At 70.6% G+C, this 18,248-nt stretch carries 13 protein-coding genes and 2 pseudogenes; 8 read left to right on the top strand and 7 right to left on the bottom strand.

Annotated features, from left to right (window positions below; genetic code table 11):
* Positions 1 to 103: 103 nt before the first annotated feature.
* The 3 genes from G3I60_RS18055 to G3I60_RS18045 all read right to left on the bottom strand — a co-directional run bounded on the left by G3I60_RS18055 (position 104) and on the right by G3I60_RS18045 (position 4,130).
* A complete protein-coding gene (locus tag G3I60_RS18055) occupies positions 104 to 1,150 on the bottom strand; it encodes a lactonase family protein (protein ID WP_138353902.1) in 1,047 nt (348 codons plus the stop codon).
* 74 nt (positions 1,151 to 1,224) lie between these two features.
* Complete coding sequence (locus tag G3I60_RS18050) at positions 1,225 to 2,382, bottom strand: nitric oxide synthase oxygenase (protein WP_343241956.1); 1,158 nt, start codon at positions 2,380 to 2,382, stop codon at positions 1,225 to 1,227.
* 248 nt (positions 2,383 to 2,630) lie between these two features.
* Entirely contained in the window at positions 2,631 to 4,130 is a 1,500-nt protein-coding gene (locus G3I60_RS18045; protein ID WP_138353930.1) for an FUSC family protein, read from the bottom strand.
* 210 nt (positions 4,131 to 4,340) lie between these two features.
* Here G3I60_RS18045 and G3I60_RS18040 point away from each other — a divergent pair, with 210 nt between their 5' ends.
* Positions 4,341 to 4,847 (top strand): Lrp/AsnC family transcriptional regulator, encoded by a 507-nt coding sequence (locus G3I60_RS18040; RefSeq protein ID WP_138353904.1) that lies wholly within the window; start codon positions 4,341 to 4,343, stop codon positions 4,845 to 4,847.
* A 25-nt stretch (positions 4,848 to 4,872) separates the two neighbouring features.
* Positions 4,873 to 5,218 (top strand): annotated as a pseudogene (locus tag G3I60_RS45505) (HAD family hydrolase); the annotation flags it as partial.
* Positions 5,219 to 5,273: 55 nt separating this feature from the next.
* On the opposite strand, the pseudogene G3I60_RS45500 reads toward G3I60_RS45505, so the two are convergent.
* From G3I60_RS45500 to G3I60_RS46810, 4 genes and pseudogenes are all read right to left on the bottom strand, one after another.
* Positions 5,274 to 5,519, bottom strand: a pseudogene (locus G3I60_RS45500) (DJ-1/PfpI family protein); the annotation flags it as partial.
* Positions 5,516 to 5,701: a hypothetical protein gene (locus tag G3I60_RS45495; protein ID WP_164294263.1), complete on the bottom strand. Its 186-nt coding sequence runs from the start codon at positions 5,699 to 5,701 to the stop codon at positions 5,516 to 5,518. The gene G3I60_RS45495 and the pseudogene G3I60_RS45500, both read right to left, overlap by 4 nt.
* Positions 5,702 to 5,813: 112 nt before the next feature.
* Positions 5,814 to 7,178, bottom strand: coding sequence for an FAD-dependent oxidoreductase (locus tag G3I60_RS18025; protein ID WP_138353905.1), 1,365 nt, complete (start codon positions 7,176 to 7,178; stop codon positions 5,814 to 5,816).
* A 425-nt stretch (positions 7,179 to 7,603) separates the two neighbouring features.
* On the bottom strand, positions 7,604 to 11,368 hold the full coding sequence (locus G3I60_RS46810) for a helix-turn-helix domain-containing protein (protein WP_164294264.1): 3,765 nt from the start codon (positions 11,366 to 11,368) through the stop codon (positions 7,604 to 7,606).
* Between the two features lie 299 nt (positions 11,369 to 11,667).
* Here G3I60_RS46810 and G3I60_RS18015 point away from each other — a divergent pair, with 299 nt between their 5' ends.
* From G3I60_RS18015 to G3I60_RS17990, 6 genes are all read left to right on the top strand, one after another.
* Entirely contained in the window at positions 11,668 to 12,351 is a 684-nt protein-coding gene (locus G3I60_RS18015; protein ID WP_164294265.1) for a C39 family peptidase, read from the top strand.
* A gap of 112 nt (positions 12,352 to 12,463) precedes the next feature.
* Positions 12,464 to 12,910, top strand: a complete 447-nt coding sequence (locus tag G3I60_RS18010) for a hypothetical protein (protein WP_164607484.1) — start codon at positions 12,464 to 12,466, stop codon at positions 12,908 to 12,910.
* 79 nt (positions 12,911 to 12,989) lie between these two features.
* A complete protein-coding gene (locus G3I60_RS18005) occupies positions 12,990 to 14,738 on the top strand; it encodes a hypothetical protein (protein WP_164607482.1) in 1,749 nt (582 codons plus the stop codon).
* Between the two features lie 33 nt (positions 14,739 to 14,771).
* A complete protein-coding gene (locus tag G3I60_RS18000; RefSeq protein WP_138353914.1) occupies positions 14,772 to 15,206 on the top strand; it encodes a hypothetical protein in 435 nt (144 codons plus the stop codon).
* A gap of 256 nt (positions 15,207 to 15,462) precedes the next feature.
* The gene (locus G3I60_RS17995; protein ID WP_164294268.1) at positions 15,463 to 16,779 is read left to right on the top strand and encodes an MFS transporter; all 1,317 of its coding nucleotides are present in this window, start codon (positions 15,463 to 15,465) and stop codon (positions 16,777 to 16,779) included.
* A gap of 215 nt (positions 16,780 to 16,994) precedes the next feature.
* Positions 16,995 to 18,230 carry an ATP-grasp domain-containing protein gene (locus G3I60_RS17990; RefSeq protein ID WP_138353916.1) on the top strand — a complete coding sequence of 412 codons (1,236 nt, stop codon included), beginning with the start codon at positions 16,995 to 16,997 and terminating at the stop codon, positions 18,228 to 18,230.
* The last annotated feature ends 18 nt before the right edge of the window (positions 18,231 to 18,248 follow it).

Below are 18,248 nucleotides of genomic sequence, written 5' to 3'. Positions count from 1 at the left end.
CCGCCCGCACTGCTGTGTCCGCTGTCCCTGTGCCGGGTTCAGCGCGGCGCCACACCACGCCGTTCAGCGCAGCAGCACGCCGTTTCAAGCGGCACCACGCCGTTCAGCGCAGCAGCACGCAGGAGGCGGCCGGCACGTCGACCGAGCCGGCCTGCTTGGGGATGCCGGTCTCCTGGTCGATGTCGAACCAGGTCACGTCGCCGGACCGCTCGTTGGACGCGTACAGCCGGCGGCCGGACGGGTCGGCGGTGAGGTGGCGCGGCCAGTCCCCGCCGCAGGGCACGGTCTCCAGCAGCTCCATCCGGTCCCCCGACTCGTCGAGGGAGAGCACCGCGATGCTGTTGTGGCCGCGGTTGGCCGCCCAGGCGAACCGGCCGTCGGGCGAGACGACCAGTTCCGACGGGTAGTTGGGGTTCTCCGGGCCCGCCGCGCCCTCGGGCAGTACCGACACCTCGGTCACCGGCCGCAGCGATCCGGCCGCCGCGTCCCACCGGCAGACGGTGACGACGGACCGCAGCTCGTTCATGACGTACGCCCGGTCACCGCGCGGGTGGAAGGTCATATGGCGCGGTCCGGCCCCGGAGCGCAGCCCGAGCTCCCGCTCGATCTCCAGCTCGCCGGTGGCCGTGTCGAGCTCGCACACCCGCACCGAGTCGGTGCCGAGGTCGACGCTGAGCAGCCAGCGACCCGAGGGGTCCGGCAGGACCATATGGGCGTGCGGGCCCCTCTGGCGCTTCTGGTGCGGCCCGTCGCCCTCGTGCTCCAGCACGCTGCGCACCGCGCCGAGCCCGCCGCCGGCCGCGTCGAGGGCCAGCACGCTGACGCTGCCCGACGAGTAGTTGGCGGTGACCAGGTGCCCCCCGTGCAGGCACAGGTGGGTGGGCGCGCTGCCGCGTACGGGCACGGTGCCGCCCAGCTGGCGCGGCGCGGCGGGATCCGCCAGCGAGAAGGCCGCGGCGCCGCCCTCGGACGTCTCGCTGACCGTGTACAGCACCTCACGGTCGGCGGAGAGCGCCAGGAAGGACGGGTCCGCCACCTCCGCCGCCGACCCCAGCACGGTGAGCGCACCGGTCCCGGGGTCGACGGCGGCCGTGGTGAGGCCGCGTCCGCCCGCCGACGTGAATGATCCGATGTATGCGTGCGCGGCCACCACTGCTCCTGTCGCTCCTGCTACGTGTGCTGCGGCGACATTAGTGCGCGGCGCGGCCGGCCGCACGGGCGGGGCTACACGGACACCGATCCCGGACACGTTCCCTGGCCCGTTCGGGGTTCCGTGCGGGGTGCGGCGGAGCGGTGCACATAGGCCGGGGTGCGGTCGCCCGTTTCGTAGTAGCGGTGGAACACCTCGGTGGCCGAGCCGGAGATCGGCGGCACGATCCACGACCAGTCGGCCGGCACGCTGCGCCCCTTGCGCTCCTCACGGTCGACGTGGGTGAGGAAGCGGCGGGACTCGGTGTGGTGGTCGGTCACGGTGGCGCCGGCCCGGTCGAAGGAGTGCAGGACGGCCCGGTTGAGTTCGACGAGCGCGCGGTCCTTCCACAGCGACCGGTCGCTGCTGGTGTCCAGGCCCAACCGCCGGGCGAACCGCGGCAGCAGGTCGTAGCGGTCGGTGTCGGCGAGGTTGCGGGCCCCGATCTCGGTGCCCATGTACCAGCCGTTGAACGGCGCGGCCGGATAGCGGATCCCGCCGATCTCCAGGCTCATGTCGGAGATCGCCGGGACGGCGTGCCAGCGCAGGCCCCATTCGGCGAGCCACTCCAGTTCCGGGTGGACGATCGGCACCTCGAACAGCGCGTCGGCCGGAAGGGTGAACCAGCGCGGCTGTTCGCCGCGTCCCTGGACGATCAGCGGCAGGACGTCGAACGCGGTGCCCGGTCCGCGCGGCCAGCCCAGCCGCTCGGCCGCTTCGGTGATGCCGGTGTTGCGCGGATCCCCCGTCACCCCGCCGTCCGCGCCCCGGTAGCCGGCGTACCTGATCAGCTGTTCGTTGTGGATCCGCGGTCCCGGCAGGCCGGGTGCGTCGGGGGCGAAGACGGTGATGACCGGCCGGATCCGTCCGCCGTTGGCCGCCGCGCGCAGATGGGCGGCCGACTCCTCGGCGATGCCGGCGGCGTCGGAGATCCGGCGGCGGTCGCGGATGTGCAGGGAGTTCCAGTACAGCCGCCCTATGCAGCGGTTGTTGTTGCGCCAGGCGACCCGGGCGCCGAAGACCAGTTCCTGTCTCGTGTGCCGGTAGGTGCCGGTCGCGTCGATCTCGGCCCGCACCCGCGTCAGACGGGCGGCGAGGGCGTCGGGGTCGGCCTCCTCACGGTGCAGCTGCCGCAGGAACTCCCTGGCCAGCGGCCAGACCTCGGCCTGCGCTTCCCGCTGCTCCGGTCCCACCGGGCGGGGCGCCGGACGCCCGACCGGCACTTCCGCCCCCACCGTCCGCTCCTGATGCGCCCTGACGTCGGTCCGTCGCAGAAAGTTCAGCACGCCGCGCACTCCCCAAGATGTTCGGCTCCCGGACCGCATCCCGCTGCGGCCCGCGGAATTCCGATGCGCAAGGTCCTACCCGTGGAGCGGCTGATCCATCCTGTTCGTGGCCGATGCACATGCCTCAGACATGGTCCGCGTGTCCACGTCGCAGCTCAGGCGGCCAAAGGGGCGCGCGGAGTCGCGCGCAGGGGTGCGACCAGTTCGGTGAGCGCCCCCTCCAGTGCGTGCAGGTGCGCCAGCGCGTGCTCCGCGTGCGGGTGTTCGGCGGCCTCCGCGACCACGGTGAGCTGCGCCGGGACGTGCGGCGCACCGGGCGCCACGAGCCGGTGCACGGCCTCCTCGACGCGGCGGCAGGCCGCGAGCAGCCGCTCGTCGTGCCCCGCGTCCGGGTCGGCCACAACGGCGGCGAGGCCGCGTACCCGGTCCGCGCACTCGTCGAGCAGGGCGAGCACCTGGCGCGCCCGCGCCCGGCGGGCCCGCAGCGGGCTGAACGGGTGGACGAGCGGGGCGACGGTGGTCCTGACCCTGCCGAGTACGAGGTCGAGCTCCTTCGCGCGCTGCGCGAGGTCCTCGCCGGGGCCGCCGGCCAGGTGGTGCGCGGCTTGGGTGGTGAAGTCGCGCACGCCGTGCAGCGCGCGCTGGATCCAGGCGTCGGTGGCGGAGTGCGTGCTGATCGGCAGGACCACGACCACGGCCAGTGCCGCGCCGAGCGCCCCGACGGCGGTCTCCTCCAGCCGCAGCCACAGCAGACCCGGGTGGAGGATGCCCAGCAGCCCGTAGAGCGAGCCCGCCATGACGGTCACGAAGAACATCATCCAGCTGTACGACACGGGCGCGGTGTAGAAGATCCCGAAGACGCAGATCCCGACCAGCAGGGCGGTCGGCGCCCCCGCGCCGTGCAGCGGCAGGGCCAGCGCGAGACCGGCGGCGATGCCCGTCACGGTGCCCAGCACCCGGCGGAAGCCGCGGACCAGCGTCTCGCCGCGGTGGGCGGTGTTGACGAAGATCCACCACGCGGTGCCGACCGCCCAGTACCAGCGGTCCTCGGAGAGCGCCTGGCCGAGCGCGAGGGCGCAGCCGGACGCGGCGGCGGCCTGGAAGGCCTGGCGGGTGGTGATCCTGCGCAGTCCGCGCGCCTGCGGCAGCGCGACGACGGGCGGCGGGGTGGCCCGGCGCTCGTAGCACCAGAGGCCGAAGCGGACGAGCGCGGCGGAGCCGAGGCCCAGGCCGACGGCGCCGCACAGTTCGGGGAGCGCGGCCGGGACGGCGTGCAGGAACTGGGAGATGAAGAACATCATGAACGCGAACACGCCGAGCGCGTGGCCGCGCGGCCCCCAGCGGCGGGCGTAGACGCCGGCGAAGACCACGGCCAGGAAGACCGCGTCACGGGCGTACGGGACCGTGTGCAGGCACGCGGCGACCGCGAGGACCGGGAGCCCGACGACGGGCATCAGGGCGGTGGTGACCGCCTGCTGGCCGACCCGGGCGTCCCCGACGACGAAGAGCGCCAGCAGCGCGGCGAGCCCGCCGCCCGCCACGGCGGGCATCGGCAGCCCCGCCAGCAGGGCGGAGGTGACCGCCAGCGCGATGCCCAGGACCGCGCGGGACGCGGTGCGCAGCCGCGCGAGTCCCGGATCCGGAGCGATGAACATCCTCTTCACGTCGGTGGTCCCCGCCCCTTGTTCAGCTTGTTCGGCATCGTTCGATCTGCGGACATGGCAAAGGCGTTGCGGAGGACCGCAACGCCATCGTCACGCCAAGGAAAGCATCACCAGGGGCAATGGCTCAAACGAGCCAGCCGAAGGTGAGCCATTGGTACAGTGATGAGTCCCAATGATCGACCAGAAGGAGACCAGTGGCCCATGGCCGTCGACGCGCTGGACGCCCGCATCCTGCGGCTGATGCTGGAACAGCCGCGCACCAGCGTGCGTGAGTACGCCCGCGTCCTGGGCGTGGCCCGCGGCACGCTCCAGGCCCGGATCGACCGGCTGGAGCGCGACGGCGTGATCACCGGCTTCGGCCCGCGGCTGTCGCCCGCCGCGCTCGGCCACCCGGTGCTCGCCTTCGTGCACATCGAGGTGACCCAGGGGCACCTGGACGATGTCGGTGACGCGCTGGCCGCGGTGCCCGAGATCATCGAGGCGGTCTCGGTCACCGGCGGCGGCGATCTGCTGACCCGCGTCGTCGCCCGCGACAACGCGCATCTCGAGGACGTCGTCCAGCGGCTGATCAGCACCCCGGGCGTGGTCCGCACCCGGACCGAGGTGGCGCTGCGCGAGCGCGTGCCGCACCGGGTGCTGCCGCTGGTCGAGGCGGTGGGGCGGAGCGCCGAGGGGCCGGGGCGGAGCGGAGCGGACCGGGCACCGTGATCGCCCGGTCGGCATGCTGGGGACCATGACCCTCCCCGCGGTGATCTTCGACCTGGACGGCACGCTGGTGGACAGCGAGCCCAACTACGGAGGCGGGCCGCCGGCTGCTGGCCGCGCACGGGGTCACGGACTTCGGCTGGGAGCAGCACGCGCGCTACATCGGCATCGGCACGAAGGAGACGCTGGAGGCGCTGAGCGCCGAGTACGGTCTGTCGGCGCCGGTGGAGGAGCTGCTGGACGGCAAGAACCGGCTCTATCTGCGCCTGGCGGCCACCGCGACCGCGGTCTTCCCGCGGATGCGCGAGTTCGTGGAGCTGCTGCACGCGGCCGGGCATCCGATGGCGGTGGCCTCCGGATCCTCCCGCGCGGCCAGCGAGCCGAGGTCCAGACGTCGCCGTCCCTGACGAAGATCGGGTCGGGGTCGACGGTCACCTCCGGATACCGCTCGGCCAGTTCGGCGCGGCTGTTCCGCGTGACGGCGCGCCGGCCGTCCAGCAGCCCGGCCGCGGCGAGCAGGAAGGCACCGCTGCAGACGGAGGCGACCCGGTCGGAACGCCGGGCGGCCGCGGCGAACCACCCGGCGAACTCCGCGTCCCGGGCCGCCCGCCGGAAACCGGGGCCGCCGACGGCGACCAGGGTGCCGATCGGCCCCTCGCACTCGTCGAACGTCAGCGTCGGGGTGACGGCGAGCCCGCCGCTGGACCCGACCGGCCCGGGGCGGCCGCGACGGCGTCGATCCGGTAGCCGGGCCCGGCCTGGCTGTGCCGTCCGGCCTGCGAGAACACCTCGTGCGGCCCGGTCAGACCGAGGATCTGGAAGTCCGGGGCGACGAAGACGATGCGGTGGTCGGTCACCGGTTCATCGTCACCGCCCCGGATGTGGCGGCAAGGACAGGGTTATGACGATTCCCGTCACCCCGAGCCGCGGGGCTGCGCCGGACGAGCCGGACGGCGGGAGACGGCCGGACTACGCGCCGCTCGCGTCCAGCATGTCCTCACGCTCGACGATCTTCACGCGTTCGCGGCCCTGCGGCTCGCCCAGCGCCCGCTCCGCGGCGTCCAGCCGGTGCCAGCCCTCCCACGTGGTGAAGCGCACGCTCCGCTCGCCGAGGAACGCCTCCACGTCCTCCGGGGCGGGCGAGGCGGGGGTGTGCAGCCGGCCGTTCGCGAAGTCGTCCAGCAGGCTGGCGACCGTCTCGTTGGCGTCGCCCTTGGTGTGGCCGATCAGCCCCACGGGGCCGCGCCGGATCCAGCCGGTGACGTAGGTCGACCGCAGGTGCTCGCCGGTCTCCTCGATCACCCGGCCGCCCTGGTCGGGGACCGTGCCCGACGCGACGTCCCAGGGCAGCTTGGGCAGCTCGTCGGACAGGTACCCCACCGCGCGGTAGACCGCGCTGACGTCCCAGTCCTTGAAGGTGCCGGTGCCCTTGACGTTGCCGGTGCCGTCCAGGGCGGTGCGCTCGGTGCGCAGCCCGACGACCTGGCCGTCCTCGCCGAGGATCTCGGCGGGCGACTCGAAGAAGTGCAGGAACAGCTTGTGCGGGCGGTCACCGACGTCGCGGATGGCCCAGTTCTCCAGGGTCTTGGCGACCATGTCGGCCTGCTTGTTGCCACGCCGGGTCGCGATCGAGCCGTCGTCGTAGTCGATGTCCTCGGGGTCGACGATGACCTCGATGTTCGGGGAGTGGTCCAGCTCCCGCAGCTCCATCGGACTGAACTTCGCCTGCGCCGGGCCCCGGCGGCCGAAGACATGGACCTCCAGGGCCTTGTTGGCCCGGAGACCCTCATGGACGTTCGGCGGGATCTCGGTCGGCAGCAGTTCGTCCGCCGTCTTGGCCAGGATGCGCGCCACGTCGAGCGCGACGTTGCCGACCCCGAGGACCGCGACCTTCTCCGCCGTGAGCGGCCAGGTCCGCGGCACGTCCGGGTGCCCGTCGTACCAGGAGACGAAGTCCGCCGCGCCGTACGAACCGTCGAGGTCGCTGCCGGCTATGTCGAGCGCCCGGTCGGCCGTCGCCCCGGTGGAGAAGATCACCGCGTCGTAGAAGGTGCGCAGATCGTCCAGGCTGATGTCACCCGGGTAGTCCACGTTGCCGAAGAGCCGCACCTGCGGCTTGTCGAGCACCTGGTGCAGGGCCGTGACGATGCCCTTGATCCGCGGGTGGTCGGGGGCGACGCCGTAGCGGATCAGGCCGAACGGGGCCGGCATCCGCTCGAAGAGGTCGATGGACACACCGGGCTCGACGGCCGCCGGGGATTTCAGCAGCGCGTCGGCGGCATAGATCCCGGCGGGGCCGGCTCCGACAATTGCTACCCGCACAGGGCGAAGCATGATCAGGTTCCCTTCGAGCGGTAACAGGCGGACTCGCCGGGAAGCCTAAACTAAGGCAAACCTAAGTTAGTAGCCGGGTCAGACCTATGACCTCATAAGGCAGCCTTATGGGATCCCATAGACAGGGCTTGTGTCAGCAGGTGGAGCCGCCGGGCCGCCGCCGGCCCGCAGATGCGCGCAACGTGAGCGCTCCCGCTCAGCCCAGGAACGACAGCCGCACCTGGCGCCGCGGATTGTCGCGGTTGGTGTCCGCCAACCTCCCTTCGGACAACCACCAAGTCATCCGAGTGCGGGAGCTCCGAGCAGCCGCCGTACTCGGCCCTGAACCGGGCGTGCGCGCCGAACCCCGCGCATCACGGCCTTGTCGCTACTCCCCGGCATCGGAGTGATCCTCGGCCTGCGCCAACTGCGGCCGATGGGCGGGGTCAGCGCGATGTGACGCCGCTGAGGCGGTCGCAGGTTGGCCGGTACGGAAGGGACGGAAGGTATGCCGCCCATTCATCCTGGTTCAGGCCGCGTTCGACCACGGTGCAGACGCGGGTCATGGCCGCGCCGGGATCAAGGGTCCACCGGATGATCCTGCCGTCCTGGCCGCCGGAGACGAGGGCGCCGTCGGCGGTGAAGGCCAGGCCGCGGACCGTGCCGGTGTGGCCGGTGAGGGTGACGATGCGGCGGCCGGTGGCAACCTCCCATGTCACTACCGTGTGGTCATCGCCGGCCGAGGCCAGGGTGCGGCCGTCCCGGCTGAAGGCGAGGACCTGGATGGGTGCGCTGTGCCCGCTCAGCACCGCGATCTGACGGTGGGTCACGGCGTCCCACAGTTTGATCGTACGGCTGTCGCCGGCGGTGGCGAGGGTCGTGCCGTCCGGGCTGACCGCCAGGTCCTGCACCACGCCTTGGCGGGTGTCGAACCGGTCTGCCTGGACGCCGGTCGCGAGGTCGATGACGTTGACGAATCCCCCGACGCTGGTGGTCAGCAGGCGACGCCCATCGGGGCTGAACGCCAATGCCGTGGCCAGGCGCGCGCTCTTGGGCGGCACCGGAAGCGGCAACGCCGGGTGACTCATGTCCCACAGATAGGGACCGAGCGTGGCCGCGGCGAGGTAGCGGCCGCCAGGGCCGAAGGCCACATCGGTCGAGGCGCCGACCGCGGGGATCTGGACGGGCCGGCCGACGGGCTGGCGGGTGGTGGTGTCCCAGATCGTCAGGGTGCGATTGCGGGACACCGCGGCGAGCAGGTGACCGTCCGGGCTGAAGGCGACCGCCTGCACGCCGTTGGGCTGATCTCCCAACACGCCGACCGGTTTCCCGGCGCTGTCCCACAGTCGCACGGATCCGTCGCTGCCCGCCGAGGCGATCGTGCGTCCGTCCGGGCTGACCTCGACATCGTTGACCTGTGCGTCGAACCCGCCGAACGGCTTGTTGCGGAGGTCGTGCAGCACGATGCCGCCGTCCCAGCCGGCGGAGGCGAGGATCGACCCGTCGCGGCTCAGGGCCACCGCCATCGTCTCGACTCGGCCCCGGTCCCGGAAGGCCTGCGGGGGCTCGACACCCCGCAGGTCCCGCAGGGTGACGGTGCCGCTCTCGTCCGCCACCGCGATCTTGTCGTTGACGGGAGCGGAGATCACCCATCCGAACGAACCGTGCAGGGCAAGGGAGGTGGCCGGAGCCGAAAGGTCGCCATCGAGCCAGAGATACACCCCTCGATCGTCCGCCCCGGCCGCCAAGCGGTGCCCTGAGGGCTCGAACGCCACCGAGTCGACATGATCGGCGCCGCGCAGGGTGGTGCCCGCTGCGGTGGCCGTGTTCCAGACGATGGGACTTTCCTGCGCGGCCGCCGATACGAGGTACTGACGGTCGGAACTGAACGCCAGGGACAGCACGGTGTGCTGGTGGCTCCGCAGTGTTGCGGACGGCGCACCGGATGGGTGAGTGAGGTCGTACAGGGCGATGCCGCCGGTGTCGGTGCCGGCGGCGATCGTCGCGCCGTCGGAGCTGAAGGCCATGGCCGCGGCGGGGTGGTCGATGGCCAGCCGGCGCACCTGGCGGTGGGTGTGGGTGTCCCAGACGGTGACGGATCCGGACGTCCCGGCGATCGCCAGGGAGGCGAGCCGGTTCCCGTCCCCGCTGAAGGCCACGGCCATCACGCGTCCGGCGTGCCCGTCGAGCGTGGCGATCAGGGCGCCCCGCACCGGGTCCCACAGGCCGACCGTCCCGTCGACGGCCGCGGAGGCCAGCACCGAGTGATCCGGGCTGAACGCCAGCGCGTAGACGGCCGGACCACCGGCGTTGAGGACGACCGGTCTGGGTGCCGCGGCGGCGCTGAGCAGGCCGCCGCCGGTTTCGGTGTCCGGGTGCAAGCGGTATGCCTCCACCGCCAGCCGGCCGGCCAGCGCCGGATCGGTGGCGAGCAGATTCCTGGCCCGCAGCGAGAGCTGATCGGCGAACGTGACCTGCTGCTGACGGCGGGCGTCCGTGCGCTGGCTCATGGCGACGAAACCGCTGACCATGGCCAGGGTCATGAGCAGGGCCATGCCCATGACGAGACGCTTGAGCAGGCGGGTGCGGCGCCGGGCGCTGGCGTGTTCCGCGTGTTCCGCGGCGTTGCCCGCCGCGAGGAAGGCGTCCTCCAACTCGTTCAGGTTCCCGGGATGCTCCTGGACCCAGGCGCGGGCGGCCGCCAGTCGGCCGCCGCGGTACAACGCCCCGGCATCACGGTCCGACGACTGCCAGCCGTGGGCGGCCTCGGTGAGCCCGCGGTGGACGAGCAGGCTCGCCCGGTCGTCGGTGAGCCAGCGGTGCAGCCGGGGCCAGGCCCGGATCAGCGCCTCGTGGGCCACCTCCACCGTGCCGTCCCCCAGCACGACCAGCCGGGCCCCGGCCAGCCGGTCCAGTACCTCGGCGACCACCGGCGCATCCGCGACGCCGTCGAGTTCGGTGCGGACGATGGGCCGCCGGGTGTCCTCGGTGCCGTCCCCCAGCGCGGTGAGCCGCAGGAAGATCTTGCGGGCGATCTGCTGCTGCTCCGGGCTGAGCCCGTCGTGAACCCGCTCGGCGGTCTGGGCGATCGCTCCGCGCACACCACCGCTGGCGTGATACCCCGCCAGGGTGAGGGAGTTCACTGATCGCCGCCGCCACGTCTCCAGCAGGGCATGCGAGACGAGCGGCAACGCGCCCGGCTCCCCGGCGGCGTCGGCGAGCACCGTCGCCAGCAGTTCCGGTTCGACCCGTAGCCCGGCATGAGCGGCAGGCCCGACGATGATCTCCCGCAGGTCGGTGGCCGATACCGGGCCGACCAGCAGCTGCGCCTGGTCTCCCAGTGCCTCGGCCAGGCCGGGATGCTGGGTGAGGTGCGCCAGGAAGTCCGCGCGCACGCCGAGCACCACCGTGGTGCGGCGTCCGGGGCCGTGGGCCGCGTCCAGCAGCGCCTCGATGAACCGTGCGCGTTCGCCCTCGCCGGTGCACAGCGTGAACACCTCTTCGAACTGGTCGACCACCAGCAGCGCCCGGCACTCCTCCGGATCGGTGGCCATGGCGCCGCGGATCGCGAGGTCCAAAGCGGCCGGATCCTGCGACAGATCCTCGTACATCCGGTGCACATCGGCGCCGGACAACTTCGCGAGCTGGTCGGACAATTCCTCGATCGGATGGGCGGTCGGCGTCATCAGCAGGATCCGCCAGCGCCCTGCCGCCTCCGGATGCGCGGCGATCGAACCGAGCAGCCCGGCCCGCAACAGCGAGGACTTCCCGCTGCCGGACGCCCCGAACAGCGCGACGAACGACAACTGCTCGACCCGGCCCACCAAACGCTCGACCAGCTGCGAGCGGCCGAAGAACCGTGCCGCCTCCTCTGCCTGAAATGCCGTCAGCCCCTGATAGGGGCAGGCCTCCCGCTCACCCGCGCCCGCCTCGTCGTCGTGTCCGGACTCCTTGGTACCGGCCGCCGCACGAGCCTTCGCAGCCGCCGACCATCGCGCCCGCCACTCGTCACGGTCACCACCGCACGCTTCGGCGTAGGCCAACACCACCTCCAGCGAAGCGAGCCGCTCGCCCCTGGCGGCATCCGCCAGCGTGCTCGCCGAGAAGTGGACCCGCTTGGCCAACAGGCGATATCCCGGGTTCCCGGCCCCCTGCCGCAGCTGCCGCAGCTGCCAGGCCAGCGCTTGAACCTCGCCGGCCTCCGGATCCACCGGTTTCTCCAGACGACCCACCACAACCCCCCAACGGCCGTGAACGCGCACCGCGACACGACCACTTCAACGAGCCCCAACGAACCCCCTGGACATGCTAGAGCCCCCGGATCATGACGGCCTTCCCCCGCCAGAACGCGCCTGCTTTGTCCGGCGTTGTTTGTCCGACGCCCCCGCACCTGTCGCACAAACCCCAGGCGAGCGAGGTTGTGGCACATACGACAAGGGCGAAGCACGAAGGCCCAGCCCGGTCCGCCACACGTCACACGTCACACGTCACACGTCACACGGGAGTGAACATGCTTCGACGCAACAAGCAAGGCCGCGCACGAGGTCGCGCCACCATGATGGGCCTGGTGCTGTTCAGCGCGCTGGCCGCCGTCCTCGCACCGGCCTCACCCGCCCTGGCCGACCCACCAGGCGGAGGCCTTCCCGGCACCGTCTTCATCGGTCGTTCCTGGTACCCGCAGGAGAACGGCAACTTCTGCGCCCCCGCCTCGGTCCAGATGGCGTTGCAGTCCCGGCTCGGCTACACGCCGCACAGCCAGACGACGTACGCCAATCACATGGGGACCGACGGCGACGGCACGGACAGCGCCCAGGAGGTGGCAACCGAACTCAACAATTCCGGAAACACCCGGTGGTACGAGTTCAAGACCATCGACTGGAACCCGACGCAGGCACAGCGGAACCTCTTCAAGTACGACGTGATGTTCGACATCGACCGGGGCTACCCCATGGTGGTGAACCTGTGGATCCCGGCCGGCTACACCGGGGCGCCGCCGAACTATCCCAACCAGAACCGGACGATCTTCCACTACGTGACGGTCGTCGGGTACGCCAACAACGGAGACACGGTCTACGTCTACGACCCGGCCGCGGAAGGCGCCGGTGGGTCCAGCTGGGGCAACGTACCCCGGCAGTGGACCATGTCGACCTACGACCTGGAGACCCTCATCGGCGGTAAGGGCTACGCCGCCTGACGGTGCACCACCGGAAGCAGCGCCGGTGCGCCCAGCACGCGACCTTCCGTTCGGCGTGTCGGGCGTCACTGAGCCGCTTCCCCTCACATCGGTCTCCAGGAGAGGAACGCCCATGAAACTGACGCGTCTTGCCGCATGCGGCGCCACCATGCTGGCCCTCGTGGCGGCGTGTGTCGGGACAGCCGCCCCGGCCGGTGCAACGTCGGGCAGTTGCACCGCCCGCTACGAGCCGAAGACGTATCCGTCGGGATACGTGGTCGACACCGTCTACTACTGCGACAGCTGGCAGAAAGCCCCGGTCTACGGCCGGACCCTCATCACGCAGCACAGCTGGATGTATGCCGGTAGCAATTGGTACACCTGCCAGCGCCAGGACATCGGGCATCAGAACCCGGTCACCTACAACGCCGACGGATCGGCGAACCGGAACGACTGGTGGCTGTTCACCCTCGCCGACGAAAGCGTCGACGACGGCCCCGGCTACTGGGGTTATCTGCCGGCGACCTACCTCGTCCAGGGCGGCAACTGGCAGCGGGTACCCGGCGTGCCGGACTGCTGAGCGGCGGCCGGCGACCTCTTGAACCGCCCACCCCATCGCACCCGTCACCCTGTGGTGCGCAATTTCACGAAGGGATGCCATGAAACGCTTCTTGCGGCTTCTGCTGGCCCTGGTGATGCTGACAGCGGGTCTGCTCGCCGGCGCGGCGCCGGCCTCGGCGGCATCGTGTTCGCAGCGCTCGGAGAGCCATACCGACCCCAACACCGGGCAGTCGTGGAGCAGTGTGTCGTACTGCGGGAACGACAGCGGCGCACCTCTGTACGCCGGCGCCAACAACAGCACACTCGTCGGCTGGATGGACAGCACCAACAGCTGGTTCTCGTGCTACCGGCACGGGCAGCAGCACGCCGGCGGCAACGACGTCTGGTACTATACCCAGGGCGACCGGAGCGCGTCCGGGTGGCAGGGCCGCCAGGCCTGGGGCTTCATGCCGGCGGTCAACCTGTGGACCAGTACGGACCCATCTCCCGGGGTGCCCGCGTGCGCTCCTGACATGTGGCAGTCCAACGAGTCGCAGACCGACTACGCGGGACAGTACTGGCCCGCGGACTGGTACTCGCACAGCCGCGCCGGCGCCGCCCTGTACGCCGGGCCCGATGCGAGCACGACGGTCGGCTACATGGACTCCACGACCAGTTGGTTCGTCTGCTACGCCCACGGCGCGCAGCACGCCGGCGGCAACGACGTCTGGTACTACACCCAGGGCGACCGGGTCGTCGGGGGGCAGGGATCGCGCCGGGCCTGGGGCTATATGCCCGCGGTCGACGTCTCGACCCGCCAGGACCCCTACGACAGCATCCCGGCGTGCTCCGGCGGATCCACACCCCCCGGCGGGACGATCCCCGTCGGAGACACCACGACGACCACTCCCCCGAAACCTGCCACCGACCGGAGCTTCTACGTCCAGAGCATGGACAACGCCATGGCGGACGGCTTCGGCTGCACCCAGGCCAACCTTGACGTCGCCAACAGCGTCAACTACGTCAAAAGCAGCTACGTCATCTTCGCGTTCGGCGGTCAGACCTCCAATGGCTCCGGCACGCAGCTTCCCGGTCTGAGCACCATCGTCAGCAACAGCGCCATCGAGAGCTACGTCGAGGCGTACGCGACCGGCTACCACCGGTGCGTGCGGCCGGTGTTCCCGGACCACGGGACCCACTACCCGTTCGTGAACATCGGGATCGGCACCAACAACGACATCACGGTGACCGCGGCCACCGGCCGGGCCTGGGCCGGAGTGGTCAACGACGTGGACAACTGGCTCCGGGCGCGGTCCGGAGATATCGGCAGCACGGCGCAGGTCGACGGCGCCAATGACATGGAACCAGGGTTCAGCGGTTCTATCGCCGCCACCCGGGCCTGGGTCCAGGCCTTCCACGACAGCACGTACCGCCTGCTGACGAACTTCGGATCCGCCGACGGATGTCCGGTCTCGATGTCGACCGACACCAGGGTGAACCATGCCTGCAACAACGGCTGGAGCATGGAGGACATCTACTGGATCAGCCAGGGTGTCGGCCGGGCGAGCGCGGAGCCGGAGATCTACAACAGCGACCAGCCGAAGCAGTGGGCGCTGATATCCCGCTACGGCGCGACAGCACACGCCAGCGGCTGCCCCTACGTCAGCGGCTGCGGCATCCCGTACATCGGCGTCTGGGACCACCACGCGACCGGCGACGGAACCAACACCGCGACCACGGCCTGGAATCTGATGTGGCAATACCTGGGCCAGGATTCGCGCACGGCCATGGTTCCGGCGTTCTCGATGGAAATCTGCTACACGTCCCAGGCCACCGGAGCCAGAAGCCCATCCTGCCAATGGTCATAACGCACGGACAATCCAACTGAAAGGACACCAGACATGAACATACGTCAGACACTCACGAAGACATTCACTGTCGGCGCAGTCGCCGCCATCTCGATGATCGGTCTCACCGGCACGGCCACGGCAGCCGGCTCGGACCACCTCGATCGGGGCCAGACCCTCAACGCGGGGGAATCCATCGAGCGGTACACCAGCACCGGCCACGTCTGGCTGGTCATGCAGAGCGACGGCAACCTCGTCGAGTACGGCGGCCACTTCGGTGCCTGCTGGGCGACCCACACCGAGAACTCGGGTGGCGCCTACGCGTCCTACCAGAACGACGGAAACTTCGTCGTCTACACCAGCAGCGGCCGTGCCGTCTGGGCCAGCAACACCGTCGGCTCCGTCCGGGCAACGGGCTCGACCGTCGACATGAACGACGCCGGCCAGTTGTACATCGGTACCCGGAGGTTCAACGACGGCTGCAGGTGATCCCACCCGGGAGCCCCTAGCCGTGGTGGTCGGTTCTTGACGGCCTGGCCCACACCGCATTCCACGCTGCGTGCATCGGCTGTCCGCCCAATGACCTGGGACAGCTGTATGCCCGGGTCAGCTTCTCCGACGGAAGGGGAAGTCCAGGTCGGTGCGGACCAGGTACGTCGTCGCGCCGATCCGTCCCTGTGGTGAGCGGCCAGGCCGTCCCGCGTCAGTTGTCCTATCACTCAACACCGACCAGGAGGTATGGGGCATGGCTGCTCCGAGCGGCCGGACGGACGAAGAAACCGATTCCCCTTCGAAGTCCCGATTCGTTGTCTTCTTCGGCGGGCAGGTCTTCTCCCTCCTTGGCGATGGGCTGGCCTTCCTCGCCTTTCCTCTTGTCGTACTGGGACTCACCCGTAGTGCCTTCGCCGCGGCGCTCGCGGCCGCGCCCCGCACGATCGGCTACCTGATGGTCGGTCTCATCGCCGGAGCGATCGTCGATCGCTTCAACCCGCGCGTCATCATGATCATGATGGACGCGATCCGGTTCTCGGTCTTCCTGACCCTGGCGCTGCTCGCCCGCGCGGGAGATCTGCAGGTGTGGGTGGTGCTGGTGCTGGCGTTCCTGGCTTCGGGGGCCGGCGTCTTCTTCGACACCGCGCTCACCGTCGCGGTGCGCGACCTCGCTCAGGGCGAACGGTTGGTGCGGGCCAACTCCTGGCTTGAGGCAACCAACCAGGCTTCACTCGCGGTGGGACCGGGCCTCTTCGGTGTGCTGACCGCTGCCGTCGGTCTGCACACCGCACTGTTCGGCAACGCCGCCACGTATCTGCTGTCGCTGGTGACGATCTACGCGGTCAGCGGCCGGAGTGCGCTGCGGGGAGCCGCGCGGCCGCGAACGCTCGGCAGTGCTCTCAAGAGCCTGCGGCGGGATGTGGCCGAAGGCCTGCGGTACCTGCGGAACTCGCGGCTGATCCTTCTCTTAACGTGCAGTCAGGCATCCGCCAACCTGTTCATCGCGGTGGAGACGCTCATCCCCTTCTACGCGTGCAACATCCTCGGACTCGGCGCCCCGGAGGTAGGCGTCGTGGTCGGCTGCGGCGGTGTGGGCGGGATAGCGGGTGCCGTCCTGGCATCCCGGCTGGCCACACCCGCACGGCAACTCTGGCTCGTCTTCCTGAGTACCGTCAGCCTCGGGATGGCCCTCGGCGCCATCGGTCTGACCGCCTCAGTCGTTCCTCTGGCCGCGCTCAACCTCGTCGTGTGCGCCTGTGCGGTCCTCGCGGTCGTCGTCATCCGGACCATCCGACAGCAGACGGTGCCGCGCGAGTTGCTCGGGCGGGTCACCGCCACCGCCCGCATGACGGCGCTGGCGGCGAGCCCCGTGGGCGCCATGCTCGCGGGACTTCTCACCGGCCTTCACCACGGCGACCCGCGACCGGTTTTCATCGGATCCGGCCTGCTCGCGGTCACCACGGCGGTGGTCGTGTGGTTCGCCGGCCTGCGCGGACACGCCCGCGCCGATCGGCAGGATTCGGGGGCTCCCGTCGACCGACATGTGAGGGAGAGGGCGGAGGCAAGATGACGAACGCCGCCGCACTACCGACGACTCCTGATCTGGATCCAGCGTGCGGCAGAGGCCTGATGGACAGTCAAAAGCCATGCGCACCGACTTGATCACCGGGTCAGCCTGGAGAAATCGGGCCGGCAACCGGCCTGCCCGTGCCGTTCGCGAGCCGGCGGTGGAGTGTCGAGTCCGTATTGCCCGCCATACCTGTATGTCATACCTGGAGAGAAGCCGTGAAGCATCTGTTGGTTCTCAGCGCGGGCAACGAGATGTACCGCAGGTACATCCTGGAGTCCATGTCCGACGCGGGAGTCCGGGTCGATCTCATCGAATCCCCCCCGCAGCGGAACTGGGCCGTACCTCTGGTGGACTCGGTGCACGAGGTGGACCTGGGGAACCGCGAGCAGGTACGAGCCCTGGCGAAGGAGTTGCACGCCGCAGATCCGTTCGACGGCGTACTCACCTACGACGAGACACGAGTCGAGGTGGCGTCGGAGGTGGCCGCGGATCTCGGTCTGCCTGGTCTGTCGCCGCAGACCGCGGCCATGTGCCGGGACAAGCGTCTGATGCGCGAAGCGTTCCGGGCCGTCGGCGTGCCGTCGGCCCGGAGCATCCTCGCCCTGACCGCCGAAGAGGCGGTGGAGGCCGCCGCGCTCATCGGCTATCCCGTCGTCGTCAAGCCGCGGAATCTGGGCGGCAGTCGCGGCGTGGTCCGGGTCGAGGACGAGCAGCAGTTGCGGTCCCGGTTCGAGTTGGCGGCGAGCGCGCGGGACGCCCGGGTCACTGCCCTTCCCGGTGTGCTCGTCGAGGAGTACCTCGACGGCCCGGAGATCAGTGTGGAGGCGGTGTCGCAGGACGGTCGCGTCCAGATCTGCGGTCTGACCGAGAAGGAGGTGGGGTTCGCCCCATACTTCGAGGAACTCGGCCACACGTGCCGCAGGCCCTCGGCGCATCCGGACTACAGCGCTGTTGAGCGAGTGGTCGTCGAGGCGCACCGGGCACTGGGGATCACCTTCGGAGCGACGCACTCCGAGCTCAGGCTCACCTCATCGGGGCCACGAATGATCGAGGTCGCCGCGCGCCTGGCCGGGGACAAGATCCCGTTCGTGACCAGTCTGGCGACCGGCGTCAACCTGGTGGCCCTCACCGTCGCCTCGCTGACCGGCGAGCCCGTCGAGGTCACCCCGACACACGACCGCGTGGCCGGCATCCGCATGGTCTACCCGCGGCATGACGGCACGGTCCGTGCTCTGGGTCACGCCGCGGACGCCGAGCGGCTCTGGTGCGAACTCGGCTGGCACGTGACGGTCGGACAGGAAGTGGCCCTGCCGCCCCGAGCATTCATGCTGCGTCTGGGGCACGTGGTGGCGCTCGACTCATCGCCGGAGGCGCTTCGCGGGCGCCTGGACGCATGCGTCGACGCCTTGGAGATCGAGATCGAATCACCCGTGGGGCTCCCCGGTCTGTAGCCCGACCCACCGTCCGTA

Source organism: Streptomyces sp. SID13666, from assembly GCF_010548325.1.
In the GTDB taxonomy this organism is placed as follows: Bacteria; Actinomycetota; Actinomycetes; order Streptomycetales; family Streptomycetaceae; genus Actinacidiphila; species Actinacidiphila fildesensis.
Note: the sequence above shows the minus strand (reverse complement) of the source record. Positions and strands in the feature narration are given on the sequence as shown.

Bases quoted from the DNA above. Each gene is read 5' to 3' on its own strand.
- G3I60_RS18045 (WP_138353930.1), bottom strand. From the start codon at position 4,130: ATGTTCATCGCTCCGGATCCGGGACTCGCGCGGCTGCGCACCGCGTCC.
- G3I60_RS18040 (WP_138353904.1), top strand. From the start codon at position 4,341: ATGGCCGTCGACGCGCTGGACGCCCGCATCCTGCGGCTGATGCTGGAA.
- G3I60_RS18025 (WP_138353905.1), bottom strand. From the start codon at position 7,178: ATGCTTCGCCCTGTGCGGGTAGCAATTGTCGGAGCCGGCCCCGCCGGG.
- G3I60_RS18015 (WP_164294265.1), top strand. From the start codon at position 11,668: ATGCTTCGACGCAACAAGCAAGGCCGCGCACGAGGTCGCGCCACCATG.
- G3I60_RS18010 (WP_164607484.1), top strand. From the start codon at position 12,464: ATGAAACTGACGCGTCTTGCCGCATGCGGCGCCACCATGCTGGCCCTC.
- G3I60_RS18005 (WP_164607482.1), top strand. From the start codon at position 12,990: ATGAAACGCTTCTTGCGGCTTCTGCTGGCCCTGGTGATGCTGACAGCG.
- G3I60_RS18000 (WP_138353914.1), top strand. From the start codon at position 14,772: ATGAACATACGTCAGACACTCACGAAGACATTCACTGTCGGCGCAGTC.
- G3I60_RS17995 (WP_164294268.1), top strand. From the start codon at position 15,463: ATGGCTGCTCCGAGCGGCCGGACGGACGAAGAAACCGATTCCCCTTCG.